This window comes from Arthrobacter globiformis (genome assembly GCF_030817195.1).
In the GTDB taxonomy this organism is placed as follows: Bacteria; Actinomycetota; Actinomycetes; order Actinomycetales; family Micrococcaceae; genus Arthrobacter; species Arthrobacter globiformis_D.
The window spans coordinates 1,087,301-1,111,799 of the sequence record NZ_JAUSYZ010000001.1; the positions used below are offsets into that span (position 1 = coordinate 1,087,301).

Here is a 24,499-nt window from a genome sequence, read left to right on the forward strand (position 1 = left end):
GCGGAAAGCCGGCCGGCCGCCGTCGTTGTGGATATCACGCCCAGGGGAAAAACCAAATTATCAGGACCAGAAATCGGCGGCCTTGGCTGTGTCCTCCGGGAATTCGTATACCTCGCTGACTTTGCCGTCTTTTAGTGCGAAGACGATGACGGTGCGTTGGTCGATGGCAGCGCCGTTGCGCTGCGCGTGCACCCTCTGGAAGCCAATGGTGTGATTTTCCCCGCCGATCAGATCGTCCAAATCGACTTTGATGGTGCCGTCGGATCGTGTGAACAGTTCGCCGAAATAGGCGAGGATGGCGTCCAGGCCCTGCTTGTCACCGGACAGCCCGCCGCTGCCGCCCAGATGCCAGACGGCGTCCTCCGCGAACAGGCCGCGAAGAGTGTCCATGTCACCTGCACCGAACGCTTCGTAACCCCGCCGCACCAAATCAACATCTTCCCGGGTTCCCATTTCGCACCTCACCGTCGTCGTTGTCGGGTCCCAGCGAGGAAAGGTTAAGCCTGCGCGAGGATGATGTCGATGGTCATTTGATTGCCGGCGTCCGGGCCTCGCGGCGTCAGCGGAAGCGGAATCCCCGCACTTATCCATTCACGAAGTGAAATTCGCAGTAAATTTTCTGCATCCCTCGGGGGATCCGGGAGTTTGGCCCCTAGGATGGGCTCGTCTCATAACTCAGAACCCGTGGGGGGAAATCCATGAGCTATCAGCAATATCCACAGCAGCAGGCCTATCAGGCGGGTGCCGGGGAGCCGCCGCTTTGGGCACCGTACTACGGGGCGCCCTTTCCTGTGGCAGTCCGCCGGTTTTTCAAGAAGTACGCCACGTTCTCGGGTCGCGCCAGCCGGAGTGAGTACTGGTGGTGGGTGCTCGTCGCGGCCGTGGTCGGCATCATCATCAACATCATCACGGCCGCCGGGGGTTCGGCGGGAGCAACCGTGGCCGCCAACGGTACTGCAGTGCCCGGTCCGGGCGCCACGGTTGGCCTCGTCCTGGCCATCATCTGGGGACTGGCGACCATTGTTCCTTCCCTGGCCTTGACTGTGCGGCGCCTGCACGACGTAAACGTGAGCGGCTGGCTTGTGCTGCTGGGGCTCGTGCCGTTCCTTGGGGCCATAGCACTGCTGGTCCTGACCATCCTGCCGTCAAAGCCCGAAGGGCAGCGGTTCGACGTGCCGGTAGCCTGAGGCCAGGGCATTACCGTAAGGAGCCCGCCGACGACGGACCAACCGGCCGTCCCGGCGGGCTCCTTTTTGCCCTGGTAAGGGCGGCAGGCTGGTGCGTAGGGGATTGACGCCGGCTTGTGAACGCCCTATGTTATCGATTGTCGTTTTTAACGAGTTTCGATAACTGGGGGATTAATGGGAGTCATCAAACGCGCCGCTCAGGCTTCAGCCGGGAAGAAGATCGTGTCCAGAAGCGATGCGCTTTTGCTGATGGTTGCCTCGGCGGCGGCAGCAGTCACGACGACGGCGTTCACGGTGTCGGGCATTGTTGCTTCCTCTGCCGGGCAGGTGACGCTTACGGTTCCGGTGGCAACGCCGCGTCAGGCTGCGTCTGGATTGTCGCTGGGTGCGACCGGACACTACACGGCCCTGGACGCGACCATTCCGGTGCTACCTTCCGGCCCGGCCGCACTGCTGGCGTGGGCTGAGGCCTTGAACCAGCTCGGCATTCTTGCCGTGTTGGGGCTGGTCTTCCTGCTCGCCTACCGGCTCCGAAGTGAGATTCTCTTCACACGTGGATCCGATTGGCTCGTTGGTGCCGGGGGAGTTGTCCTCGCACTGGCCGGGACAGCCGGGCAGATCCTCGATTCCCTTGCACGGAGCAGGCTGGCAGACCTGATCGGAGCCAACGGGCGTGTGCCAGGGGAGTCCTACCTCTTCTCCCTGGACTTCAACGCCGCTCCCCTGGTGGTGGGCATCGCCCTGGTTCTTGTTGCCGGGGTCCTCCAGTTTGGCCGCCGGCTGCAGAAGGACACCGAGGGCCTGGTCTGATGCCGGCGGACGAAACCTCGGGAATCCATTGCCGGCTCGACGAGCTGCTGGCAGAGCGCGGGATGACCCTGACCGAACTGAGCAAGCGGGTCGGCGTCAGTCTGGTGAACCTGTCGGTGCTGAAAAACGACAGGGCAAAAGCGATCAGGTTCTCCACCCTGACAGCCATCTGCGACGCCTTGGACTGCCAGGTCGGGGACCTTCTGGTCACCTCAGGCGGCACCGCTGGCATTCCCTGATCCTAATCACCTGCAGGGTCTGGACACGGGAAGCCGCCGGACCTACCGTTCAGGTGGTGGTTGCTGTGGGAGACGACGGCGACTGCCGATGGCCCGTAATCGGGCCACCCGTAATGACAGGAGGAAGCAGATGGAAACTGTTGAAGAGACCGTTGATGTCGCAGTTCCGGTCCATACGGCCTACAACCAGTGGACACAGTTCGAATCATTTCCGCAGTTCATGTCCGGCGTGGAATCCGTAACCCAGCTGACCAACACCACCAATCACTGGGTTACGAAGGTCGGCGGCGTGAAGCGGGAATTTGATACGGAGATAGTGGACCAGGAACCGGATGACCGGATCGCCTGGCGCAGCACCGACGGCAAGTCCCATGCCGGCATCATCAGGTTCACCCCGCTGGACGCCACTCACACCAAGGTGAAGGTCCACTTCGAGTGGGCGCCGGAAACCGTTACTGAGAAAGCGGGCGCGGCCCTGCAAATCGACAAGATGCAGGTGAAGTCAGACATGCGGAAGTTCAAGGACTTCATCGAATCACGCGGCACCGAAACCGGTGGCTGGCGCGGCGAAGTCGAGGACACCGGCCCCATCGGGCAGTTCTAGAGAGGCTCTGGCCGTGGACCTGTTGCATGAACAACAGGTCCGCGGCCCGTGCATTTATGCTGAGGGGTCCACAGCGCTGGGGTCGCCTGCGGCGGGGATGCGTGCGCAGACACGCGGGATTCGTGCGCGCGCACGCCGGTGGCTCGCCATCGTAGCTGTGACTGCGTTGGCGGCTGTATTTCCTGCGCTGTCTGCCTGCACCGCGCCGGAGCCACAGGAGTCTGCTGTGCCACTGCCGGTAACGGTGGAGGTGAACCAGTCGCGGGACCAGTACGGAAAACAGGCAATCCAGCTCCTGCTCACCAACGTGTCCGGCAGGCCCATGACGGTGGCTGCCGCGCAACTCGCGTCGCCCCTGTTCCGCGGGCGGATCCTGTGGGAGCCAACCGGCGGCGGCCTCGAACTGCCCCCCGGCCAGCCCAAGAGTCTTCCAGCCCGGCTTCCGGCCCCGGTCTGCGGCCCAGAGCAATCAGCCGCGCGGCAATCAGCCACGGGGCAATCAACCGCGCAGCAGCCAGTCGCCAGCGTGAGATATTCGCAGGCCGGGCAGGCCGGCGTGCGGGAGGTGGCGCCCGTCGCCGTCGACCCCTTCGGGGTCCTGGAGCGGAACAACATGGAGCTGTGCCTTGCGGCAGAGGCGGCCGCCGTGGCGGACATCGTCCTGGACCGCAGACTTGACGTTGCGCCGGACTCCCGCACCGCCGTCGTCCGTCTGGTCATCACCCCGAAGGAAACGGGCGGCGCAGGCCCGGGCGAAGGATCGATGATCATCGCGAGCATCGCCGGGACCACCCTGATTGCCGAACCGGCGGAAAGCCCTTGGCCGCGGAACATCCGGATCGTGCGGGGCGCCCCACACACTGAGCTGCGTTTGCGCATCCGCCCTGCCCGATGCGATCCGCATGCCGTCGCCGAGGACAAGGTGGGCACCCTGCTGCCCCTGAATGTGAGTGTGGGAAGACGAGAGGGACAGTTGAAGATCGCGGCCGGGCCGGCACTGCGTGGACAGGTTTACGACTTTGTGACGTCAGCCTGCGCCCAGCGCTGAAGGTACTAAGCGCTAGGTACTAAGCGCTGAAGGCACTAATGGTCCGGGCTCGGGCGGCTTGCGAGGGCGTCCTGCAGTTCCGGCAGGTGGAGGTCGATGTCCCGGGCCACGCCGGCAGCGGCGGCCAGGTCGGCGACCACCAAGGCCTTCTCCAGTTGGGTGCACAGGTGGCTCATCTGCAGGGCGCCAGCCATTGACGACGCCGTGCGCAGGCTGAGGGCAGCGTCCAGGGCCGTCTCCCGGTGCCCGACGCCGACACTCCGGATGATGCGGTCAACGCGCTGTGGGAGGAGGGCTGTGTAGTTGTCCGCGAAGGCCTCAGCTGCCGCCGTCGAACATTCTTCCGCCAAGTTTGTGAGGTGCTGCCCGTCCAGGACCGGCGGGGGCGCCTCAGCCTGAGGACGGTGTTTTGCACCATCCGCCCCCGTCCTTGACCCGTCAGCGGCGGCGGGGCCTTTCCGCCAGATCCTTGCCAGCATCACGACGACCGGCAGGCGGCCGGCCTTGAGTAACAGTTGGCTCTTGGCGGGGACCGCCGTGCCGGTCACCCCGGCCGCCGGCGCTGCTGCTGCTGTCATCGCGTGCTGCCTTACGGATGGGCCCCCTCCGCCGCGGTTCTGGGGCCAGACGACGGAGGGGACGTGTGTGGGTTAGTTGTTGGCACGGCAGGGCTGGCTGCCGGTGAACGCCACGGAGGCGAGGGCCCTGCCCGTGGTGGAATTCAGATCGCGGCCCATGGGCGAACGTCCGTTTCTTGAAGGCGCCCGGCGTGCGGACTTTGGTATGACCGGTCTTCCATGCCGGTAATGAACACTCTGCCTTCGTTGCCTCAAGGACCTATCGAGTGCTGATCAATACTGGCTCAAGAAAATCCGTCCCGCGGCCGGCAAAGAAAGATTCGCTCAAGACGCAGCGGGCCCTGCGCGGGCTTGCAGTGGAAGCGGCGATCGACGACGGGTGGACATTCACCGTCCCCGCGTGAAGCGGACGTTGGCGCTGACGGGCGCCGCGCCGACAGACGCCAAAGATGTGCCCCGGGCCTCTCGGCGCCTGGGGGCGAAACCAGCAAAAAACCCCGCATCATCGTCGAAATCAACGACAATACGGGGTTCTTCCCGAGCTTCCTATCAGAATCGAACTGATGACCTTTTCATTACGAGTGAAACGCTCTACCGACTGAGCTAAGGAAGCACCGCACCAATCAGCCGGAAAACCGGCCGGTTCATGCAAGAGACAACTGTAATAGAGTCCCCGCGTCCGGGTCAAAATGAGCGCCCCGCAGGGCTGACATTGACGTTGGCAGGACGTTCATTCCGCCGTCGGGTCCGGTTCAGGCCCGCAACAGCAACGGCCGCGATGCTGGACCCAACAGTGTGGCGCAGCATGCCTGCGCGCCAGCGGCAAAGGAGCTCGACCATGACACCAGACAGTGCAATTTCTACCCGTAGCGCACGACGCACAGCCTCCGCGGCGGACGCGGACGCGGCCGACGGCCGGCCCGTCCTGCTGGCGGTGCTGGCCATGGTGGGAACAACCGTGTACGACGGCGGCCTCATGGACCGCGCGATGTCCCGCACGCTGATGGAGCAGGGAGTCCCGGTCGGCTCCGCGCGCTTCGAAGGCATGCTGCGCTACGCGAGGGAGCGTTCCGGCATCTCGCGGATGACGGTTTTCGCCGAGTTGTTCGACGACCCCCAGTCGGCCGCCAGCGCCAACAAGAGGTTTGAGCTGAACTGCGACGAACTTATCGCCGACGGCGGCGTGCGGGCCGTCCCCGGGGCGGAAGACACCATCGGCTGGCTGCGGGACGCCGGCATCAAGGTCTGCCTGGCCACCGGCTTCGGGCGCCACACGCAGAACATGGTGCTGGAATCGCTGGGCTGGATGGGGCTGGCTGACCTTAGCCTGTGCCCCGCGGACGCCGGCCGGGGCAGGCCGTTCCCGGACATGGTGCTGACGGCGGTCCTGGCCCTCGACATCGACGACGTCCGGAAAGTGGCCGTAGTGGGGGACTCCGCCGCGGACATCCATTCGGGCCTGCGCGCCGGGGCCTCGGTGGCTGCGGGGGTGCTGACCGGGTCGAACTCCGAGGCGGCGCTTCGCAGCGCAGGTGCCACCGACGTCGTGCCTTCCATCAAGGAGTTTCCGGCCCTCCTGGAGCGGCGCGCCTCCCGGCTGTGAAGACCCCGACGGCGGCCGCCACTGCCGCAGGGGTCAGCAGACGGTGTTGTCCGCCGGCTCCTTGCCGTCAACCAGGTACTTGTCCACGGCGTCACTGATGCAGCTGTTGGACCGGCCGTAGGCCGTGTGACCCTCGCCTTTGAAGGTCAGCAAGGACGCGTTGCCCAGCTGCTTCCGCAGCTCGCTGGCCCATTCCACCGGCGTTGCCGGGTCACCGGTGGTCCCGACGACGACGATCGGTGCGGAACCGCTGTACTTGACGGCGGACGGGGTGCTGCGGACGTTCTTGTACGGCCATCCGGCGCAGTTCGCACCTCCGTAGGCGAAGAAGTAGCCAAGGGTGGGAGAGGCGTTGAGGAGCCGCTGCTCTTCGGCGCGCATTGCCGCCGGATCGCTGCTCATGGGGTAGTCCAGGCAGTTGATGGCACTGAAGGCCAAAGCCGTGTTGGAGGTGTACTTGCCGTTGGGGGAGCGGTCTGCGCCCAGGTCGGCCAGGCGGAGCATGGGGCTGACATCGCCCTTCATGGCGGCGTCCAATGCCTGGGTCAGGGCCGGCCAGCTTTCGTTGCCGTACATCGGAACAATGAGGCCGCTGACGAAGAGGTTGCCGCCCACCAGCCTGCCGTCCTTGGCGGTGCGCGGAGTCTGGACCACGGAAGTGATGAGGTCGCGGATCTGCTGGAGGCCGTCGTCGACCGTGCCGTTCAGGGGACAGCCTTCCTCGCCGAGGCAATGTTCAACGTAGGCGCGCAGCGCCTTTTCGAACGCCCGGGCCTGGCCCAGCGTCAGGTCCTCGGCGCTGAGCGAGGGGTCAATGGCGCCGTCGAGGACCATGCGCCCCACATTGTCAGGGAACAGGGAAGCGTACGTGGAGCCGAGGAAGGTTCCGTACGAAAAGCCCATGTAGTTCAGCTTGGAATCGTTGAGCACGGCGCGCAGGACGTCCAGATCCTTGGCCGCGCTGACGGTGTCGATGTGCCCGAGCACGGGCCCGGTCTCCTCTGCGCACTTGGCCGCGGTGGCCTTGTTGTCGGCGAGAAGCGTGGCCAGCCCGGCATCGGTTTCCGGCGTGTAGATCTTCGCCCGGGTCTCGTCCCGTTCCTTGTCGGTGAGGCAGGTGACGGGCGCGGAACGCTTGACGCCGCGCGGATCGAAGCCCACGAGGTCGTAGTTGGCGCGCACAGTCTCGGAGAAGTGGCTGTTGCCGGCGTCCCTGACGAAGTCGTAGCCGGACGCGCCCGGACCGCCGGGGTTGACCAGCAGGCTGCCCTTCTTGTCCCCGGTGCTGGCGATCTTCACCGCAGCCAGTTCAATGGTGTCGCCGTCAGGCTTCGCATAATCGACGGGCACCTTGACCTTGGCACACTGCAGCTTGTCCTCGCAGGGCTCCCAAATGATCCTCTGGGAGTAATAGGCCTTCAGCCCCTCGGGGGCAGCCGCCGCTATGGAGGGGTCGGCCTGTCCCGTGGAGCCGTTCTGCGAGGACTCGTCCTTGGACGGTCCCAGGGCACTGCACGATGCCAGCAGTACGGCCAGCGCCATGGCGCCGGCCGCCCGCATCCCGGCCGCGAGGGTCCGGGGTCGCGAGGACAGGGGCGGTGCAGACATCATGCGGTTTCTCCTTGTGGGCGGTGCCAGCTCGGTCAGGCAAATGGGGGTGCGTGGCTACTGGATCAGGCTTGCGGCCATTGACTCTACGGCCAACAGCGGAGCGACGTTGGTGGTGGTGATTCGCTTGCGGGTGTTGTTAATGGCGTCCATCCGGGCGAGGGTCACGTCCGGCCCGGACCTTTGGGCAAACTCTTCCAGCTCGCTCCTCAGCTCAACGTTCACCAGTTCCACGGCGTTCCCCAGCTGGATGATCAGGACATCCCGGTAAAACGACAGGAGGTCGGTCAGCGTCCGGTCGAGGGAATCGGTGACCGAGCGCTTGGCACGCCGCTTTTGATCGTCCTCCAGCTGCTTCACCTGGCTGCGCATGGCGGGCGGCAGGGTGCCGGTCTCGGGGGCGCCGAGGGTGGCCAGCAATGCGGCCTTTTCGGCGGCGTCACGTTCCTCGTTGGAGCTCGTGGCCTCTTCGGTGGCGATCTTGACGAGTTTGTCAGCCATCATCACGGCGGCCGTGATGCCCCGCAGCCCCAGCGGGAACCCGCACGGTCTCCAACCGCCGCTCCCGGGCCTCGGCATCGCGGGCCAGCCGCCGGGCGATGCCCACGTGGCTCTGCGCTGCCCGGGCGGCACGCTCGGCAAGGGCAGGATCCACGCCGTCGCGCTTCACCAGCAGGGCCGCGACGTCGGCGGCCGGAGGCAGCCGCAGCGCCACCGCACGGCACCTCGACCGGATGGTCACCAGGACGTCCGCGGGGGATGGAGCACACAGCATCCAGATGGTGCGCGGCGTGGGCTCCTCGATGGCCTTGAGCAGCACGTTGGTGGTGCGCTCTGCCATGCGGTCGGCGTCCTCCACCACGATGATCCGCCAGCGCGCCGACGACGGCCGGTTGCCGGCCGTGGCCACGAGTTCGCGCGCCTCTTCAATGGTGATGGTCACCTTTTCGGTGCGGACAAAGGAGACGTCCGCGTGGGTTTCACCCAGGATGGTCAGGCACGCCGGGCAGGTGCCGCAGCCGCGCATGGTGACGTCGTCCTGGTCGCAGTTCAGTGCGGCGGCGAAAGCTTTGGCGGCATTTGACCGCCCCGAACCCGGAGGCCCGGTGAACAGCCAAGCGTGGGTGAGCCCCTCACCCATGGATGCTTGCCGCAGCTGGGCGACGACGGCTGGCTGCCCCTGCAGGTCATCCCAGACGGTCATGGCCGCCTGCCGGTTGCTGACAGGAGATGCTCGACGCGCGCCAGGATCAGTCCGGCGATCTCCTCGACGGGCAGCCCCGCCTCCAGCACCAGGTAACTCTCCGGCCTGGCCTCGGCGAGGTCCAGGAACGCCTGCCGGATCCGGGCGTGAAACTCGTCTGCTTCCGATTCCAGCCGGTCCTCGGCAGCGTCCCCGGCGGTGCGGCGGCTGCGTCCCTCGGCCGGGTGAACATCCAGGAGCACCGTCAGGTCCGGCTGCAGCCCGGACGTGGCCCACTCATTAACACTGCGGACGGCGTCCGTCCCGAGGCCGCGGCCGGCGCCCTGATAGGCCACCGAGGAGTCGATGTAGCGGTCCGTCAGCACCACCTCGCCGCGGGCCAGGGCGGGCCTGATGACCTGGCTGGCGTGAGCGGCCCGGGAGGCGGCGAAGATCAGGGCCTCGGTGTGGGCGTCAATGTGGCCGTGGCCGTGATCCAGCACCAGGGAACGGAGCTTCTCGCCGATGGGCGTACCTCCGGGTTCCCGGGTGCGCAGCACGGTGAGGCCGCGCGATTCCAGCGAGCCGGCCAGCCGGGCCGCCTGCGTCGACTTGCCGGCACCGTCACCGCCCTCGAAGGCGATGAAAAGTCCGGGACTTTGCATATTCACTTATCCAGCCTACCGATTTCCACCGACGAAAATGCCCGGCGCCCGCTTCCGCACCTCGCCGGAAGCGGCCGCTTTCCGTGCGGGCAGGCACCCAACGTACGCTTTGACCATGAGTCTTTCCGATCAGCATGCCGCATCCCTGTCGGCCGAAACGGTGGTTGTGGCCGCCGGCCGTCCGCCCCGTGAACACGACGCGCCCGTCAACCCACCCATCGTGCTCTCGTCCACTTATTTCGGCACCGGCGCGCTCGACGACGGTGACCGGGGCTACGGCCGCTACTCCAACCCCACGTGGGACCCGTTCGAAGAGGCCCTCGGCCAGCTCGAGGGTGCCGCGCTGCCGGGCCTGCTGTACTCCTCTGGCCTGGCGGCGGTCAGCTCTGCGCTCTCCCTGATTCCCAACGGGGGCGTCCTGGTGATGCCGTCCCACAGCTATTCGGGATCGCTGGTCATGGCTGCCGAACTGGCGGAAAAGGGCCTCCTTGAGCTCCGGACCGTGGATATCGCGGACACCGAAGCGGTCCGGGCCCAGATTGCGCCGCGGAACGGCAAAGCGGCGGACATGCTGTGGCTGGAAAGCCCCACCAACCCGATGCTCGGCATCGCGGACATCCGGGCCCTGACGCAGGCCGCTCACGACGCCGGCGCCGTCGTCGTCACGGACAACACTTTCTCCACCCCTTTGGTGCAGCAGCCGCTCAGCCTGGGATCCGACGTCGTTCTTCACTCGGTGACCAAGTACCTGGCCGGCCACTCGGACGTGGTACTGGGCGCCCTGGTCACCTCTGATGCGAAACTGCGCGAAACCCTCCTCCACCACCGCATCATCCACGGCGGAATCGCCGGCCCCTTCGAAGCATGGCTGGCGCTGCGCGGACTGCGGACCCTGGCCCTGCGGATTGAGCGTTCGCAGGCCTCGGCCGCGGTGCTCGCCGAGCGGCTCAGCGCGCACCCGGCCCTGGAGAGTGTGCGATACCCGGGGCTGGTGTCGGACCCTGGCCACGATCTGGCCAAATCTCAGATGACTGGCTTCGGTTCCATCCTCTGCGTCCAGGTTGCCGCTGCCGGCGGGCTCGGCGCTTCCGAAACAGCGGACAAACTGGTCCGTGCCCTGAACCTGTGGCTGCCGGCCACGTCCCTTGGCGGGGTTGAGTCGCTCATCGAGCGGCGGCGCCGGCACGCCGCGGAACCGGTCAGCGTTCCTGAGAACCTGGTCCGGCTGAGCGTCGGCATCGAAAACGTCGAGGACCTTTGGGCCGATTTGAAGCAGGCGCTGGACGCGCTGGACCGATAGGCTGGGCTGGTGGACGGACGACTACTGATTTTCTACGTTGAGAGCACGGTCTACTACATCCTGGGGCTGATAGCACTGGCACTCGAGGTGTGGGCCTTCTTCGACTGCGTCCGCCACCGGGCCAACGCCTTCGAGGCTGTGGGCAAGCGCACCAAGACGTTCTGGCTGGCATTGACCGGCGGCAGCCTGGCCGTTGGAGCGCTGTCCGTGCTCGGCGGCGGAGCGGGCGGCCTCCTCGGCCCGCTTGGCCTGTTCGGCCTCGGAGCCGTCGTGGCAGCCTCTGTCTACTTGGCAGACGTCCGTCCGGCCGTGAAGGACGCCGGCCGCGGCGGCAGCCGGAACATGGGCCCGTACGGCCCCTGGTAGTCCCCGCCGCTGGTTGAGCTGGTCGAAACCCTGCCCGCTGGTTGAGCGTGTCGAAACCCAATGTCAGCCGGGCGCCACAGCTTCCCAGCCGACCGTAAGTTCCCCCAGCCGCCAACGCGAGGGACCATCCTGCACAGGCCACCCGCCGTCGAGCAGTGCCCGGCACATGGCCGTCCACCGTTGCCGGTTTCCGAAGGGTGCCAGCGGCGCCGACTCGAGCCAGGCCCGGTCCATCGCCTGCAGCAGCGTGTGGATGCGTTCGCCGGGAACATTGCGGTGGATAAGGGCCTTGGGCAGGCGTTCTGCGATCTCGGACGGCAGCACAAAACTCCCGAACCGCACCGACATGGTGAGGCTGAGCGGACGCTCGGCATCAAGGGCAATCCACGCGGAGCGCCGGCCAATCTCGTCGCACGTCCCGTCGATGAACAGGCCATCCGGAGCCAGCCGGCCCTGCACCAGTTCCCAGATGCCGCGCACGTCCGCTTCCTCGTATTGCCGCAGCACGTTGAACGCGCGCACAAACACCGGGTTCCCGGGCACCGGAACTTCGAATCCTCCGTTGTGGAAACTCAGGCCCGGGCGCTCCAGGGACTTCGCCGCACGCACCCGTTCCGGTTCGATTTCAATCCCGCAGACACGCACATCCGGCCGTACCGCCCGGAGCCGTTCAAAGAGTTCGACGGCGGTGGCCGGTGAGGCGCCGTAGCCCAAGTCCACCACGAGCGGGTCAGCCGCCCTCCGGAGCCGCCAGGCCTGCGGCCCCGCCAGCCACCGGTCCAGCCGGCGCATGCGGTTCGGGTTGGTGGTGCCGCGGGTCACGTTCCCCACCGGCTTGCCCCGGCTGCTCCGGTTGGTCACCACCCGTTCTGCTTTCTGCACCACGGCCCCAGCCTATCGGCCCGGCCCAGCCTATCGGGCCGGCCCTTCCGGGGGATGCGTCCGGGGGATGCGGGCGGCCCCTGCGCGTGATGTAACTCTCGGCACCCGCGGGCCGCGCTCGGCTAGGATGAAAATCATGACTTACAAGCTGATTCTGCTGCGCCACGGCCACAGCGAATGGAACGCCAAGAACCTGTTCACCGGCTGGGTGGACGTTGACCTGAACGACCAGGGCCGCGAGGAAGCAGCACGCGGCGGGGAGCTGCTGGTTGAGAACAACATTCTCCCGGACATCCTCTACACCTCCCTCCTGAAGCGGGCCATCAACACGGCCAACATCTCCCTGGACAAGGCCGACCGCGGCTGGATCCCCGTCAAGCGCGACTGGCGCCTCAACGAGCGCCACTACGGTGCACTGCAGGGCAAGGACAAGGCCCAGACCCTGGCCGAATTCGGCGAGGACCAGTTCATGCTGTGGCGCCGTTCCTACGACACCCCGCCGCCGCCCCTGGACGACAGCAGCGAGTTCTCCCAGTCCCGCGATCCGCGCTACGCGGACCTCGGCGACGACCTGCCCCGCACCGAGTGCCTCAAGGACGTCCTCATCCGCCTGCTCCCATATTGGGAATCGGACATCAAGGAAGACCTGAAGGCCGGCAAGACCGTCCTGGTCACCGCCCACGGCAACTCCCTGCGCGCCCTGGTCAAGCACCTGGACGGCATCAGCGACGACGCCATCGCCAGCCTGAACATTCCCACGGGCATCCCGCTGGTCTACGACCTGGACGAGAACTTCCAGCCGATCACCCCCGGCGGAACCTACCTCGACCCCGACGCAGCAGCCGAGGCCATCCTGGCCGTGGCCAACCAGGGCAAGAAGTAGCCCCTGCCCGCCGCTGGTTGAGCCTGTCGAAACCAAAACGGACGACGCCGGCCGGTCACCTAAGGTGACCAGCCGGCGTCGTCCGTTTTGTTTCGGGTCAGCCGTGCTCGATGCTGTTCGGGTGCCACGCGCCCGTCACGAGGTAGGTGACCTTCTGCGCCACGGACACGCCGTGATCCGCGAACCGCTCGAAGTAGCGGCTGGCCAGGGCTACGTCCACGGTGGTGGCCGGGGATTCCTGCCAGTCGGGGCGTGCGATCGCCTTGAAGACGCTGAGGTGGAGGTCGTTCACCGCGGAGTTGGCCTTGAGAATGTCGCGGGCAACCTCCAGGTCGCGGGTCTCCAGCAGCTGGGTGAGCTTGTTGGCGATCTCGATGTCCTGCTCGGCGAAACTCTTGAACGTTCCGGTCAGCGACTCCGGGATCACGGTGGAGGGGAACCGCAGCCGGGCGAGCTGGGCGATGTGGCGGGCGAGGTCACCCATGCGCTCCAGGGACGCGCTCATCCGCAGCGACCCGACGATCATGCGCAGGTCGCTGGCAACGGGGCCCTGCAGCGCGAGGATGTCGATCGCCCGTTCGTCGAGGCTGTTCTGCAGGAAGTCGATCCTGGCGTCCGCGGCGATGACATCCTGTGCCAGATCGACATCGGCACTCTCGAACGACGTCGTTGCCTTGCCGATCGCTTCGCTGACCAGCTTTGAAATCTCGATGAGGTCCTCGCCCACATGGGCCAGCTCCTCCTGAAAAACCTTGCGCACGTAGGCGTCCTTTCCTTGGAAACTCCGCCCCGCCGCGGCGGTCAGAATTTCGTGTCACCGTTCCGGCAGTCCAACCGCACACTCTTCCAGTGTTCGGTGAACTGTTACACACCTCAAGATGAACGTTAGCTGAATCCGTACCGCGTGGGCCGTTTAGCGGATATCAGGGCTTCCCGGAAGCATAAGCTGGAGGCGTGGATCCAATGCTCTTAGGTGTCATCGCCGGCCTGCTGGGCCTGTCGTTCGGCGTCTTTGGCGTGCTCGCCTTCCGTGCCAGCGAGAAGCAGCGCGAGCTTGTGGACATTGAGTACGACGAACCGGCGCTGCCGCAGGGCTCTGCGGAAGTCCTCGCCGTCGTCGGGCAGGCATTTGTGGTGGTTGACGCGATCGACGGCGTCGTCCGGGCCAGCCCGGCTGCCTATGCCTACGGCCTGGTACGCGGCCACACCGTTGTGCACCGCCAACTGCTGGACATGACGGCGAACGTCCGGCGCGACGGCGTCATTCTGGAGAGGCAGCTGGAACTGCCCCGGGGGCCGCTCGGCCAGGGAACCATCATCGTGCAGGTCCGGGCCGCGATGCTGGGCGAGGAATATATCCTCCTGCTCGCTGATGACCGCACCGAGATCACCCGCACAGAGGAGATCCGCAACGACTTTGTGGCCAACGTGTCCCACGAACTGAAGACCCCGGTGGGCGCCATCTCGCTGCTGGCTGAAGCGCTGGAGTCATCGGCGGACGACGAGGATGCCGTCCGTCGCTTCGCGAAACGCATGCACAAGGAGTCGGCCCGCCTCGCTGCGCTGGTGCAGGACATTATTGAGCTGTCCCGGCTGCAGGGTGCGAACGTGGCGCAGCAGGGCCACCCCGTGGATATCAACGAGGTGATCTCCGAAGCGGTGGACCGCTCGCAGCTGCCCGCCGAGAGCAAGAACATCCAGATCGTCATTGGCGGCCGCGCGGAGGCCAAGGTTTACGGTGACCAGGACCTGCTGGTCACGGCGCTGCGCAACCTGATCGACAACGCGATCCGGTACTCGCCGGAAAACACCCGGGTGGGCATCGGCGTGCGGTCCAAAGAAGGTCTGGTTTCCGTCTCTGTGACAGACCAGGGCGAAGGCCTGTCACCCGAGGACCAGGAACGGGTTTTCGAGCGCTTCTACCGGGTGGATGCGGCCCGGTCCCGCCACACCGGCGGAACCGGTCTGGGCCTGAGCATCGTCAAGCACGTCGTCTCCAACCACGGCGGGGAAGTCACGCTGTGGTCGCAGCCCGGCCAGGGCTCCACTTTCACCCTCCGGCTGCCGGAGATGGAAGGGCAGGAAGGGGAAGCCGCACCGGAGCCGCGTTCCCGCACCGGGGACGCCCGCGCCGCCCAGGAAACCAAAGCGCTGGCGCCCGCCTCACCGCAGGGCCAGCCCGACCGGCCGCAACCGGCCAAGGAAGCACACGACGCCGCCGGCGTCCACGAACGAGGAGCTAACGCTTGAGCAGGATTCTTATTGTCGAGGACGAGGAGTCGTTCAGTGATCCCCTTTCCTATCTTCTGGGCAAGGAAGGGTTCGAAGTGGAGGTCGTGGACAACGGCCTCGACGCCATCACGGAATTCGACCGCAACGGGGCAGACCTGGTGCTGCTCGACCTGCAGCTGCCGGGACAGTCCGGCACGGAGGTCTGCCGGCAGCTTCGGCAGCGCTCCACAGTGCCCGTCATCATGCTGACCGCGAAGGACACCGAGATCGACAAGGTCGTCGGGCTTGAGCTGGGCGCAGACGACTACGTCACCAAGCCCTACTCCTCCCGCGAGCTGGTGGCCCGTGTCCGCGCGGTGCTGCGCCGCCAGGGCGAACCGGAGGAACTCATCTCATCCACCGTCCATGCCGGTCCGGTGCGGATGGACATCGAGCGGCACGTGGTGAGTGTCGACGGCGAGCAGGTCTCGCTGCCGTTGAAGGAGTTTGAACTGCTGGAGATGCTGCTGCGCAACTCCGGTCGCGTACTGACCCGCGGCCAGCTGATTGACCGGGTGTGGGGCTCCGACTATGTGGGCGACACGAAAACGCTCGATGTCCACGTGAAGCGCCTGCGCAGCAAGATCGAGCCCGACCCGTCCCTGCCGCGGTACCTCGTCACCGTGCGCGGACTGGGCTACAAGTTCGAGCCATAGAAGCTGGCCCGGGGGGCAGGGGGGTGTCCCTATGCTTTTGTTCAAGCGGCCTGGGCTGGTTTCTCCTTGTAGAGGGTGCCGTGTTTGAGCATGGAGTAGATGACGTCGCAGCGGCGCCGGGCGAGGCAGATGACGGCGGCGTTGTGCTTCTTTCCTTGGGCCCGTTTCTTTTGGTAGTAGGCCTTCGAGGCCGGGTGGTGGCAGCTGGCGATCCAGGCGGATCTGAATAGGGCGTTCTTGAGTTGTTTGTTGCCGGAGCGGGCAGGAAATTCACCGCGAATCGAGGTGCCGGAGCGTCGTGTCACCGGGGCTATGCCTGCGTAGGCCGCGAGGTGTCCGGCGGAGGTGAAGGTGCCGGCATCGCCGATGGTCAGGAGTATCGTCGCTGCGGTCTTGATGCCGACTCCCGGCATGGACATCAAGACCTGGGAAAGAGGGAAGTCATCGAGGAGCTTTTCGACTTCTTCGGCCACGATGGCTCGCTGGTGTTTGAGTTCCTTGATCTGGGCTGCGACGCGGGGGATGACCAGTTCGACGGCTTCGGTGCCGATGACGGTGACGGTCTGCTCGTCCAGTGCCGAAAAGATGGCTTCAATGAGGTCTACCGGGTCCTTGCGGCTGTGGTTCCTGGCCCAGCGCAGCACGTTGGATCGCCCGGCAGCCCGCAGTCCGGTCGGTCCGGCGTATTTGATGAACAGTTCCAGCACCAGGGGCCGGGTCAGCACTGTTCCCGGGAAGACGCGCTCCAGGGCGGGGAATATCTGCAGCAGCAGGGACCGCAGACGGTTGATCGCCCTGGTGCATTCGTGGGTCAGGTCCGCGTCGAATCCGGAGAGTACCTTCAGGGCCGCGAGCACTTCGCTGTCCCGGTCAACGGCGCGCAGCGTGTGCGGCATTGCACGTGCCGTCTCGGCGATGATGAACGCATCCCGCGCGTCCGTTTTGGACTTTCCCGGGTACAGGTCAGCAGCTTTGCGCATCGCCAGGCCGGGCAGGTAGGCAACAGTGCAGCCGCAGTCCCGTGCCACCGCTATCGGCAGCGCGCCGATGGTGTTGGGCTGGTCCACGATCACCAGCACCCGGCCGTGCTGCTGCAGGCCGGTGAACAGCTCGCGCAGCCGGGCCTCGTCCTGCGGCAGCGGTTTGTCGAAGACCCGTTCGCCGGCTGCGTTCAACGCGGCGGCGTGATGCTCGGACTTGCCGACATCAAGCCCGCAGTAAACCTCGTATCCTTCGTCCATCCGGCGCCCCCTTGCACCACTTATGGCCGCAGTCACGACACCCGATGCTGGCACCCACGTTACAAAGAGACCTGGCCCCGCGGAAGGAGCCGGCCGTGTCCCTATCAGCAGTCAACGCGTGTCTCCGAACCTGGCGACAACACCCCCCGGATCATCAATGACAGGGCAAGAAAGTCATACCAGGTCCAGCGACCAAATCCCCGGCCCTCGGGGACGGAATAAATGTAACGGGCCGGGGGAGTGGCCCGGGCGAGGCGCCGGCAACACACGAAGAAGGAGGGGTTCCCGGCCGGGAACCCCTCCTTCTTGTATCGCTGCCCTATTGCTGCTTGGCTGCGCTCTTAGTGGCTTTCGGTGGGCGCGGCCGTGGCGGACTCGCCCGGGGTCGCGGTCTCGCCCGGGGTCGCGGTCTCACTCGGGGTGGCGGACTCGCTGGGCGCGCCGCCGGGCAGGTAGGCGGCGTATTCCTTCAGCGTGCCATCCACCACGGGAATCTTCACGGTCTTGTTGAGGTTGGTACCGTCCTCGGTCACTTGGACGTCCACGAGGGCTCCGGGTTTGCCGCCGGACGTGCTCAGGATGGCCTCGTCAGAGGAGCTGTTCAGCAGGGTGTAGGCGTTCTGCTTGACCGAAACTTCAGTCTGCGCCCCTTCGGCCCCCTTGAGGGTGACCTTGACGTCCTTGGACGAGGAGTTGTAGACGGCGCCGATGACGCGGCCGGGCTGGTTCTCGCCGGCGGAAACGATCAGCATGTTGCGCAGCTGGACCGGTCCGACCTCGGCACGGGTTCCGTCGGAGGCGGCGTACTGGTGAGAGGTCTGCTGGGCGTTGACGTAGCCGCAGCCCGTCAGGGCCAGCAGGCCGACGCTCAGGACGGCTGCCGCCATTGCCATCTTGCCGCTCTGGCCCCGGTTCATCGCAGTGAAACGCACGTCACGCACTCCTCGAAAAGTCTTTGAAACAGTTTTCAGGCATAGCCTATCGGCAAAGAGGGTCAAACAAGGATTCGGCCCCTCCACATGACCGGCCCCTCCGTCGCCGGTTAAGGGGGTCCCCGAGCCGCCGGCGGAGACCTGCAACTACCCGCGCGTAACGCTTGTGGGCCTGCATGCGATGCACTATTGTTCGCATTCGTCAAGGGGTCTGAGTGGCCGATTTCGGCCATTTTCCGCGGATTTACGGGGTTCCGGGACCGTTTCCATGCCAGTCATATGCCTTAATCGTGATAAACTGATCTGCGGGAAAGGGGAAAGTCCACATGGTTTTTGAGGTCGGCGAGACAGTAGTTTACCCTCACCACGGTGCAGCAAAAATTGAAGAGATCAAGATGCGCACTGTCAAGGGCGAAGAGAAGATGTATCTCAAGCTCAAGGTGGCTCAGGGTGATCTGACCATTGAAGTTCCAGCAGAGAACGTTGACCTTGTTGGGGTTCGCGACGTAGTGGGCAAAGACGGTTTGGAGCACGTGTTTGACGTGCTTCGTGCCGAGTTCACTGAGGAGCCCACCAACTGGTCGCGTCGTTACAAGGCAAATCTGGAGAAGCTTGCTTCCGGTGACGTCATCAAGGTAGCAGAGGTCGTCCGCGACCTGTGGCGCCGGGATCACGACCGGGGCCTTTCCGCAGGCGAGAAGCGTATGCTGGCCAAGGCCCGGCAGATTCTGATCTCAGAATTGGCTCTGGCTGAAAAGACCGACGAAGAGAAGGCTGCGAGCGTTCTCGACGAGGTCTTGGCTTCCTAACAAGAATTGAACCCCGGTGGCAAAGTGCCGCCGGGGTTTCTTCTTGCCCAAAATCAGCCAGCCCAAGAATCCCCATGTAAGTAGCAGCTCGCGGGCGTTCCCAGCGCCGAGAACGCCCGCAGCTGCTACTGAGTTGGGAGATGGAGGGGGAGCGCGGCAGGGACGTAGGCTAGAGCGCATGAACACTGCACCCAGGCGTCCTGTGACCGCCGTGATCCTCGTCGCCGCCGGTTCCGGGCAGAGGCTGGGGTATGGCATGCCGAAGGCCGCCGTGCCGCTGGGCGGTGAACCGATCCTCATGCATGCCCTTCGCGGGATCGTCGCGGCAGGCATTGCCAGCCAGGTGTGCATCGCGCTGCCGGCAGGGGAAGAGGAGCTTCGCCGGCTCTGCGAGGACTTCCGGGTGGAGCTGGTGGACGGCGGACCGCTCCTGACCATGGTCGACGGCGGGGCCTCCAGGGCGGAATCGGTCCGTTCGGCTTTGGCCGCCGTGGAGGACGGCACCGAAGCGGTCCTGGTCCATGACGCCGCCCGTGCACTGACGCCGGAGCCGGTCTTCCACCGCGTTGCCCAAGCGCTGGCTGCCGGTGCCGACGCAGTGATTCCGGTCATCCCGGTGGTGGACACGGTCAAAACGGTCGCCGCCACCGAAGGGCCGGCCACGGACATCGCACCTGAACTCGTCACGGGAACCGCCCCGCGGGAGGAGCTCCGGGCGGTCCAGACCCCGCAGGGCTTCAAGCTCTCCGTTTTGCGGCAGGCGCACGAGGCAGCCGCGGGCTTCGATGAGCGCCAGGCCGCCGCGGTTACCGACGACGCCATGCTGGTGGAGCTTCTCGGGGTGCCGGTTCATGCCGTCCGCGGGGCCAGCCAGTCCCTGAAAATCACCACGCCGCTGGACCTCATCATCGCCGAGGGCCTGCTCGAGGGACCCCTCGGCGTCCGCTGGGTGGAGGGCTGATCGACCACATGACGAAAGGCGCCATGACAGACAACGCTTCGCGATCGCCAGTGCTCCTGCCACGGACAGGCATCGGCATCGACGTGCACGCCTTCGCCCCGGACAGCGATCCGCAGCCGCTCTGGCTTGGCGGGCTTTTCTGGGAGGGGGAGCGGGGCCTCGCCGGCCATTCCGACGGCGATCCCGTGGCACACGCCGCGGCCGACGCATTGTTCTCCGCCTGCGGGATCGGCGACCTGGGCACCCACTTCGGCACGGACCGTCCCGAATTCGCCGGCGCCTCCGGAGTCACGCTGCTGGCCGAAGCTGCCCGGATCGTCAGGGCGGCAGGCTTTGAAATTGGCAACGTCGCCGTGCAGTTCGTGGGCAACCGTCCGAAGTTCGGCCCCCGCAGGGAGGAGTCCCAGCGTGTCCTGACCGAAGCTGCAGGCGCCCCGGTCAGCGTCACCGCCACCACCAGCGACGGCCTGGGCTTCACCGGCCGCGGCGAAGGCATTTCCGCTGTGGCTACGGCGCTGGTCTACCCGGCGGCGTAGCTTCCCGTCGCAACCCGGCCCCCCGGCGGCTGTCCGCCCCCACAGCCAAATCGCCTAGGCTGGAATAAGCCCAAGTACCGCAATCCCAGGAGACCCGCCGTGAAAAAGTTGCTTCCCGCCGTCGTGATCGCAGGGATGCTTCTGGCCGGCTGCGCCGGCAGCCCCCGCATGAGCGTCGAGGAGAGCTGCAAGTTCCTGCAAGGCGACACGTTCAAGCCCACGGGCAACCAGCAGCAGCAGGCCGACCAGATCGCCAAGCACTACCAGGAGGTCGCCGACAAGGTGGCCCAGGACGTCGCCGACCCCATCCAGAAGATGGCCGACATCATGAAGCAGGTGGCCGGCACCTCGCTGGGAAACAAGAGCGCCGAGCAGACGGCGGAACTCGCCAGGCAGAACAACAGGATCGGCGAGGTCTGCAAGTAAGCGGGGACATTCGCATCGGCTAATCTGGAGCGGTGACCCTGCGCTTTTACGACACTGCATCCGCCGAAGTCCGTGACTTCGTTCCCCTGGTACCGGGCAAGGTAAGCCTGTATTACTGCGGTGCGACGGTGCAGGGCATGCCGCACGTGGGGCACATCCGCTCCGCCATCGCCTTCGACCAGCTCACCCGCTGGCTGGAGTACCGCGGCTTCCGCGTCACGGTGGTCCGCAACGTCACCGACATCGACGACAAGATTCTCGCCAAGTCCGAGGCCTCCTTCCACCCGGACTTCGAGCAGGAGCCCGGCTCCGTGCCGGAGGAGGAATGGTGGGCGCTGGCCTACCGGTATGAGCAGGAGTTCCTCAAGGCCTACGACACCCTCGGCGTGTCCCGGCCCACGTACGAGCCGCGGGCAACGGGCCACATCCCGGAGATGCACGGGCTCATCCAGCTGCTGATCGACCGCGGCCACGCGTACCCTGCCCTCGACGGCTCGGGGGACGTCTACTTCGACGTGCGCTCCTGGAACAAGTACGGCGCACTGACACGCCAGAAGATCGATGACATGCAGGGTGCCGCGGACGCGGATCCCCGCGGCAAAAAGGACCCTCGTGACTTTGCCCTCTGGAAGGGCCACAAGGAAGGGGAGCCGACGACGGCGAGCTGGGTTTCGCCGTGGGGCGCCGGCCGGCCAGGCTGGCACCTCGAATGCTCGGCGATGGTCACCAAATACCTCGGCACCGAATTCGACATCCACGGCGGCGGCCTCGACCTGCGCTTCCCGCACCACGAAAACGAGATGGCGCAATCCCAGGCGGCGGGCCACGGCTTCGCCAACTTCTGGATGCACAACGGCATGGTCACGTACCAGGGCGAGAAAATGTCGAAGTCCGTCGGCAACACGGTCAGCCCGGCGGAGATGCTGGAGCTCGCGCCGCCGCGGGTCGTCCGCTACTACCTCGGCCAGGCACAGTACCGCTCGGTGCTGGACTACCAGCCGACGTCGCTGCAGGAGGCCGCTGCCGCCGTCGAACGCATTGACGGCTTCGTGGCCCGTGCGGTCCGGGCGCTGTCCTCCGACGGTGCCCTGCTGTTTGGCAGCCACGGCACCGTTCCGGAGGCGTTCGCCGCTGCGATGGATGACGACCTCAACGTGCCGCAGGCCCTCGCGGTGCTGCACGACACGGTCCGCGCCGGAAACTCGGCGCTCACCGATGGCGACCTCGCGGCTACGCGGCAGGCGCTGGACAGCGTCACCGACATGCTCAGGGTCCTGGGCATCAGCGCCGCCGCGCAGCCCGCCGTCGATGACCAGGCCACCAGTGCCCTCGGCACGCTGATTGAAGCGCAGCTCGCCGCCCGCGCCGAAGCCCGCTCAAGGAAGGACTGGGCTGCCTCCGACGCCATCCGGGACACCCTCGCAGCGGCCGGCGTTCTGGTCGAAGACAACGCCGACGGCGCCACGTGGAGCCTGCAGCGCAGCTAGCCCCGGCGGCTCAGCGCCCGCCCGGTCAACGATTTGAGGCCAGTCAGTAGACTGGAGTCCAGACTTACTCAATACAACCAAGGGTGGAATTCATGGCCAACAAAGGTCGCCCGGGCGCAGTCCGCAAGCTCAAGAAGGGGCCCACCACCGGAACCGGTGGCCACGGCCGCAAGGCTCTCGAAGGCAAGGGGCCAACCCCCAAGGCCGAGGATCGCCCGTACCACAAGGCGCACAAGAACAAGCAGCTCGCTGAGCGCTCCGCCGCCAAGCGGCCCGGCGGTGCCGGCGCCACCCGCAGTGCCGGTGCCCGATCTGGTCCGAAGGGGCGTGCCACCGAAGAAGTGGTCACCGGCCGCAACTCCGTCGTCGAAGCGCTCCGGGCCGGCATTCCGGCCAAGGCACTGCACGTTGCCATCCGCATCGAGATGGACGACCGCGTCAAGGAATCCCTGAAGATCGCCGCCGAACGGGGCATCCCGCTGCTGGAAACCGGCAAGCCCGAGCTGGACCGGATGACCGACGACGCCGTGCACCAGGGGCTCGTGCTGCAGATCCCCCCGTACGAGTACCAGGACGCCTACGACCTGGCCGAACAGACGGTTGAAGGCTGGAAGAAGGGGCACATCGCGAATGCGCCGCTCTTCGTTGCCCTCGACGGCATCACCGACCCCCGCAACCTCGGCGCGATCATCCGCTCGGTCTCGGCATTCAGCGGCCACGGCGTTATCGTCCCCGAACGCCGCTCCGTCGGCGTCACGGCCGCAGCATGGAAGACCAGCGCCGGCGCGGCCGTCCGCGTTCCGGTGGCCCGCGCCTCCAACCTGAACAACGCCATCAAGCAGTTCAAGGACATGGGCGTCTTCGTGCTGGGGCTCGACGGCGACGGCGACATCTCACTGCCGGATCTGACCGTCGCCACCGAACCCGTCTGCATCGTGGTCGGCTCCGAAGGCAAGGGCCTCAGCCGCCTCGTCCGGGAGAACTGCGACCAGATCGTCTCCATCCCGATCGACTCCGCCATGGAATCCCTGAACGCTTCCATGGCCGTCGGCATCTCGCTCTACGAGGTCTCCCGCCAGCGCTCCGCCAAGTAAGACCACCCTGTCGAGACCCGCAACGCTTCCTCACCTTTCGCAGGTAAACCGGGGACGCTTCTTCACCTTTCGCAGGAAATCCGGGGACGCTTCTTCACCTTTCGCAGGTAAACGCCAACGCTTCCGCAACCAGGTGCGGAAGCGTTGCCGTTTTAAGTGCAGGACCTGAGGGAGCGTTCCGTTTTAAGCGACAAGAGCTGAGGGAGCGTTTTTCTCTTCTAGAATTCCCGGCGGTTCGCCAGGACCGGGAGCTTGGTGCGGGCTTCCTTGACCAGATCGGGGTCCAGATCCGCGAACAGGAGGCCGGGGGCCCCGTCGAGCTCCTGGAGCACCTCACCGAAAGGCGAAATGACCGCGCTGTGCCCGACGCCCGTGGGCGCAGCGCCGCGGGGTTCGATGCCCTGGGTGGCGGGGTCGCCCTGGCCGCAGGCGAGGACGTAGGTGGTGGTGTCCACGGCACGGGCGCGGGCCAGGAGCTGCCACTGGTCCACCTTGCCGGGGCCCGAACCCCAGGAAGCGCAGACGATGTTGGCGACCGCTCCGCGATCGGCGTTGGCCGTGAACAGGGCCGGGAAACGGATGTCGTAGCAGGTGGCCAGGCCAAAGGTGAGGCCGCCGACGTCGAACGTTACGGGTCCTGTCCCGGCGTCCACGGTGTCGGACTCCAGGAATCCGAAGGCGTCGAACAGGTGTACCTTGTCATAGCTGGCGTCCACGCCCGGCCCGGTCACCAGCAGCGTGTTACGGACTTTCGCCTGCCCGCCGGAGAGCGATGAACCCGGGGTGAACATTCCGGCAATAATTACAATCCCCAACTCGCCGGCAATCGAGCGGACGCGGCCGGCCCAAGGGCCGTCCAGAGGCTCGGCGATGTCCAGCAGCGAATTGCCGAATGCGCGCATGGTGGCCTCCGGGAAAACGACGATCTCGGCGCCGCCGTCCTTAGCGCGGCGGGCGTATTCTTCGACCATGGTGAGGTTCCCGGCCACATCCCTTCCGGTGATGATCTGGGCTAATGCAATCTTCACGAAAACCTCCAGTCGGTGCGTCTTGAGAGTGTTCAGCGGTGCCGCCACAGCACGCCCGCGTAACATGCGGAGAAGATTAGCTATTTGGCTGTGACAGCTAAG

The 24,499-nt window shown here is 65.9% G+C and carries 27 protein-coding genes, 1 tRNA gene and 1 pseudogene; 18 read left to right on the forward strand and 11 right to left on the reverse strand.

Annotated features, from left to right (window positions below):
• Positions 1–60: 60 nt before the first annotated feature.
• Positions 61–453, reverse strand: coding sequence for a nuclear transport factor 2 family protein (locus tag QF036_RS05075; RefSeq protein WP_307099806.1), 393 nt, complete (start codon positions 451–453; stop codon positions 61–63).
• A gap of 245 nt (positions 454–698) precedes the next feature.
• Between QF036_RS05075 and QF036_RS05080 the strand changes: the two genes are divergently transcribed.
• The 5 genes from QF036_RS05080 to QF036_RS05100 all read left to right on the forward strand — a co-directional run bounded on the left by QF036_RS05080 (position 699) and on the right by QF036_RS05100 (position 3,888).
• Complete coding sequence (locus QF036_RS05080) at positions 699–1,187, forward strand: DUF805 domain-containing protein (RefSeq protein WP_307099808.1); 489 nt, start codon at positions 699–701, stop codon at positions 1,185–1,187.
• A 345-nt stretch (positions 1,188–1,532) separates the two neighbouring features.
• Entirely contained in the window at positions 1,533–1,997 is a 465-nt protein-coding gene (locus QF036_RS05085) for a hypothetical protein (protein ID WP_307099810.1), read from the forward strand.
• Entirely contained in the window at positions 1,997–2,236 is a 240-nt protein-coding gene (locus QF036_RS05090) for a helix-turn-helix domain-containing protein (RefSeq protein ID WP_307099812.1), read from the forward strand. Before QF036_RS05085 ends, QF036_RS05090 begins: the two co-directional genes overlap by 1 nt.
• A 130-nt stretch (positions 2,237–2,366) precedes the next feature.
• Positions 2,367–2,840: an SRPBCC family protein gene (locus QF036_RS05095; protein ID WP_307099814.1), complete on the forward strand. Its 474-nt coding sequence runs from the start codon at positions 2,367–2,369 to the stop codon at positions 2,838–2,840.
• Positions 2,841–3,066: 226 nt separating this feature from the next.
• On the forward strand, positions 3,067–3,888 hold the full coding sequence (locus QF036_RS05100) for a hypothetical protein (protein WP_307099815.1): 822 nt from the start codon (positions 3,067–3,069) through the stop codon (positions 3,886–3,888).
• Between the two features lie 35 nt (positions 3,889–3,923).
• Here the strand turns inward: QF036_RS05100 and QF036_RS05105 are convergent, their stop codons facing one another.
• Positions 3,924–4,466 carry a hypothetical protein gene (locus QF036_RS05105; protein WP_307099817.1) on the reverse strand — a complete coding sequence of 181 codons (543 nt, stop codon included), beginning with the start codon at positions 4,464–4,466 and terminating at the stop codon, positions 3,924–3,926.
• Positions 4,467–4,732: 266 nt separating this feature from the next.
• Here QF036_RS05105 and QF036_RS05110 point away from each other — a divergent pair, with 266 nt between their 5' ends.
• Entirely contained in the window at positions 4,733–4,870 is a 138-nt protein-coding gene (locus QF036_RS05110) for a hypothetical protein (RefSeq protein ID WP_307099818.1), read from the forward strand.
• Between the two features lie 136 nt (positions 4,871–5,006).
• Here the strand turns inward: QF036_RS05110 and QF036_RS05115 are convergent.
• Positions 5,007–5,079 (reverse strand) — tRNA-Thr (locus QF036_RS05115).
• Positions 5,080–5,304: 225 nt separating this feature from the next.
• On the opposite strand from QF036_RS05115, the gene QF036_RS05120 reads away from it, so the two are divergent.
• Positions 5,305–6,069, forward strand: coding sequence for an HAD family hydrolase (locus tag QF036_RS05120; protein WP_307099819.1), 765 nt, complete (start codon positions 5,305–5,307; stop codon positions 6,067–6,069).
• A gap of 33 nt (positions 6,070–6,102) precedes the next feature.
• Here QF036_RS05120 and QF036_RS05125 read toward each other — a convergent pair whose 3' ends face one another.
• From QF036_RS05125 to tmk, 3 genes and pseudogenes are all read right to left on the reverse strand, one after another.
• The gene (locus QF036_RS05125) at positions 6,103–7,677 is read right to left on the reverse strand and encodes an alpha/beta hydrolase (RefSeq protein WP_307105777.1); all 1,575 of its coding nucleotides are present in this window, start codon (positions 7,675–7,677) and stop codon (positions 6,103–6,105) included.
• 57 nt (positions 7,678–7,734) lie between these two features.
• Positions 7,735–8,881 (reverse strand): annotated as a pseudogene (locus tag QF036_RS05130) (DNA polymerase III subunit delta').
• On the reverse strand, positions 8,878–9,525 hold the full coding sequence (tmk, locus tag QF036_RS05135; protein WP_373460258.1) for a dTMP kinase: 648 nt from the start codon (positions 9,523–9,525) through the stop codon (positions 8,878–8,880). Before tmk ends, QF036_RS05130 begins: the two are co-directional and overlap by 4 nt.
• A gap of 115 nt (positions 9,526–9,640) precedes the next feature.
• On the opposite strand from tmk, the gene QF036_RS05140 reads away from it, so the two are divergent.
• A complete protein-coding gene (locus QF036_RS05140) occupies positions 9,641–10,825 on the forward strand; it encodes a trans-sulfuration enzyme family protein (protein ID WP_307099823.1) in 1,185 nt (394 codons plus the stop codon).
• A gap of 9 nt (positions 10,826–10,834) precedes the next feature.
• Positions 10,835–11,191, forward strand: coding sequence for a DUF2516 family protein (locus tag QF036_RS05145; protein ID WP_003801177.1), 357 nt, complete (start codon positions 10,835–10,837; stop codon positions 11,189–11,191).
• Between the two features lie 63 nt (positions 11,192–11,254).
• Here the strand turns inward: QF036_RS05145 and QF036_RS05150 are convergent, their stop codons facing one another.
• The gene (locus QF036_RS05150; RefSeq protein WP_307099826.1) at positions 11,255–12,076 is read right to left on the reverse strand and encodes a class I SAM-dependent methyltransferase; all 822 of its coding nucleotides are present in this window, start codon (positions 12,074–12,076) and stop codon (positions 11,255–11,257) included.
• Positions 12,077–12,209: 133 nt separating this feature from the next.
• Between QF036_RS05150 and QF036_RS05155 the strand changes: the two genes are divergently transcribed.
• Entirely contained in the window at positions 12,210–12,956 is a 747-nt protein-coding gene (locus tag QF036_RS05155) for a phosphoglyceromutase (RefSeq protein WP_307099828.1), read from the forward strand.
• A 97-nt stretch (positions 12,957–13,053) separates the two neighbouring features.
• Here QF036_RS05155 and phoU read toward each other — a convergent pair whose 3' ends face one another.
• Positions 13,054–13,716 carry a phosphate signaling complex protein PhoU gene (phoU, locus tag QF036_RS05160; protein ID WP_307099830.1) on the reverse strand — a complete coding sequence of 221 codons (663 nt, stop codon included), beginning with the start codon at positions 13,714–13,716 and terminating at the stop codon, positions 13,054–13,056.
• A 203-nt stretch (positions 13,717–13,919) separates the two neighbouring features.
• On the opposite strand from phoU, the gene QF036_RS05165 reads away from it, so the two are divergent.
• Together QF036_RS05165 and QF036_RS05170 are read left to right on the forward strand one after the other, a co-directional pair.
• A complete protein-coding gene (locus QF036_RS05165; RefSeq protein ID WP_307105779.1) occupies positions 13,920–15,206 on the forward strand; it encodes a sensor histidine kinase in 1,287 nt (428 codons plus the stop codon).
• Entirely contained in the window at positions 15,203–15,883 is a 681-nt protein-coding gene (locus QF036_RS05170) for a response regulator transcription factor (RefSeq protein ID WP_003801167.1), read from the forward strand. The genes QF036_RS05165 and QF036_RS05170 overlap by 4 nt, the downstream gene beginning before the upstream one ends.
• A gap of 41 nt (positions 15,884–15,924) precedes the next feature.
• Here the strand turns inward: QF036_RS05170 and QF036_RS05175 are convergent, their stop codons facing one another.
• The gene (locus QF036_RS05175) at positions 15,925–17,124 is read right to left on the reverse strand and encodes an IS110 family transposase (RefSeq protein WP_307099832.1); all 1,200 of its coding nucleotides are present in this window, start codon (positions 17,122–17,124) and stop codon (positions 15,925–15,927) included.
• 341 nt (positions 17,125–17,465) lie between these two features.
• Positions 17,466–18,056 (reverse strand): hypothetical protein, encoded by a 591-nt coding sequence (locus QF036_RS05180; RefSeq protein ID WP_307099834.1) that lies wholly within the window; start codon positions 18,054–18,056, stop codon positions 17,466–17,468.
• A 326-nt stretch (positions 18,057–18,382) separates the two neighbouring features.
• On the opposite strand from QF036_RS05180, the gene QF036_RS05185 reads away from it, so the two are divergent.
• The 6 genes from QF036_RS05185 to rlmB all read left to right on the forward strand — a co-directional run bounded on the left by QF036_RS05185 (position 18,383) and on the right by rlmB (position 23,369).
• On the forward strand, positions 18,383–18,865 hold the full coding sequence (locus tag QF036_RS05185) for a CarD family transcriptional regulator (RefSeq protein ID WP_003801164.1): 483 nt from the start codon (positions 18,383–18,385) through the stop codon (positions 18,863–18,865).
• A 178-nt stretch (positions 18,866–19,043) separates the two neighbouring features.
• Positions 19,044–19,826, forward strand: a complete 783-nt coding sequence (gene ispD / locus QF036_RS05190) for a 2-C-methyl-D-erythritol 4-phosphate cytidylyltransferase (protein ID WP_307099837.1) — start codon at positions 19,044–19,046, stop codon at positions 19,824–19,826.
• Positions 19,827–19,849: 23 nt separating this feature from the next.
• The gene (gene ispF / locus QF036_RS05195; RefSeq protein WP_307099839.1) at positions 19,850–20,362 is read left to right on the forward strand and encodes a 2-C-methyl-D-erythritol 2,4-cyclodiphosphate synthase; all 513 of its coding nucleotides are present in this window, start codon (positions 19,850–19,852) and stop codon (positions 20,360–20,362) included.
• Between the two features lie 99 nt (positions 20,363–20,461).
• Positions 20,462–20,788, forward strand: a complete 327-nt coding sequence (locus QF036_RS05200) for a hypothetical protein (protein ID WP_307099840.1) — start codon at positions 20,462–20,464, stop codon at positions 20,786–20,788.
• Positions 20,789–20,820: 32 nt separating this feature from the next.
• Positions 20,821–22,275 (forward strand): cysteine--tRNA ligase, encoded by a 1,455-nt coding sequence (cysS, locus tag QF036_RS05205; protein WP_307099842.1) that lies wholly within the window; start codon positions 20,821–20,823, stop codon positions 22,273–22,275.
• A gap of 92 nt (positions 22,276–22,367) precedes the next feature.
• Positions 22,368–23,369, forward strand: a complete 1,002-nt coding sequence (gene rlmB / locus QF036_RS05210; RefSeq protein ID WP_307099844.1) for a 23S rRNA (guanosine(2251)-2'-O)-methyltransferase RlmB — start codon at positions 22,368–22,370, stop codon at positions 23,367–23,369.
• A gap of 218 nt (positions 23,370–23,587) precedes the next feature.
• Here rlmB and QF036_RS05215 read toward each other — a convergent pair whose 3' ends face one another.
• Positions 23,588–24,397: a carbon-nitrogen hydrolase family protein gene (locus tag QF036_RS05215; RefSeq protein ID WP_307099845.1), complete on the reverse strand. Its 810-nt coding sequence runs from the start codon at positions 24,395–24,397 to the stop codon at positions 23,588–23,590.
• Positions 24,398–24,499: the final 102 nt, after the last annotated feature.

What these genes read in the sequence shown, in the direction of transcription:
- QF036_RS05090 (WP_307099812.1), top strand. Translation starts at nt 1,997, where the DNA reads ATGCCGGCGGACGAAACCTCGGGAATCCATTGCCGGCTCGACGAGCTG.
- rlmB (WP_307099844.1), top strand. Translation starts at nt 22,368, where the DNA reads ATGGCCAACAAAGGTCGCCCGGGCGCAGTCCGCAAGCTCAAGAAGGGG.
- QF036_RS05175 (WP_307099832.1), bottom strand. Translation starts at nt 17,124, where the DNA reads ATGGACGAAGGATACGAGGTTTACTGCGGGCTTGATGTCGGCAAGTCC.
- QF036_RS05125 (WP_307105777.1), bottom strand. Translation starts at nt 7,677, where the DNA reads ATGTCTGCACCGCCCCTGTCCTCGCGACCCCGGACCCTCGCGGCCGGG.
- ispD (WP_307099837.1), top strand. Translation starts at nt 19,044, where the DNA reads ATGAACACTGCACCCAGGCGTCCTGTGACCGCCGTGATCCTCGTCGCC.
- QF036_RS05080 (WP_307099808.1), top strand. Translation starts at nt 699, where the DNA reads ATGAGCTATCAGCAATATCCACAGCAGCAGGCCTATCAGGCGGGTGCC.
- ispF (WP_307099839.1), top strand. Translation starts at nt 19,850, where the DNA reads ATGACAGACAACGCTTCGCGATCGCCAGTGCTCCTGCCACGGACAGGC.
- QF036_RS05140 (WP_307099823.1), top strand. Translation starts at nt 9,641, where the DNA reads ATGAGTCTTTCCGATCAGCATGCCGCATCCCTGTCGGCCGAAACGGTG.
- QF036_RS05095 (WP_307099814.1), top strand. Translation starts at nt 2,367, where the DNA reads ATGGAAACTGTTGAAGAGACCGTTGATGTCGCAGTTCCGGTCCATACG.
- tmk (WP_373460258.1), bottom strand. Translation starts at nt 9,525, where the DNA reads ATGCAAAGTCCCGGACTTTTCATCGCCTTCGAGGGCGGTGACGGTGCC.
- QF036_RS05185 (WP_003801164.1), top strand. Translation starts at nt 18,383, where the DNA reads ATGGTTTTTGAGGTCGGCGAGACAGTAGTTTACCCTCACCACGGTGCA.
- QF036_RS05165 (WP_307105779.1), top strand. Translation starts at nt 13,920, where the DNA reads ATGCTCTTAGGTGTCATCGCCGGCCTGCTGGGCCTGTCGTTCGGCGTC.
- QF036_RS05075 (WP_307099806.1), bottom strand. Translation starts at nt 453, where the DNA reads ATGGGAACCCGGGAAGATGTTGATTTGGTGCGGCGGGGTTACGAAGCG.
- QF036_RS05120 (WP_307099819.1), top strand. Translation starts at nt 5,305, where the DNA reads ATGACACCAGACAGTGCAATTTCTACCCGTAGCGCACGACGCACAGCC.
- QF036_RS05155 (WP_307099828.1), top strand. Translation starts at nt 12,210, where the DNA reads ATGACTTACAAGCTGATTCTGCTGCGCCACGGCCACAGCGAATGGAAC.
- QF036_RS05105 (WP_307099817.1), bottom strand. Translation starts at nt 4,466, where the DNA reads ATGACAGCAGCAGCAGCGCCGGCGGCCGGGGTGACCGGCACGGCGGTC.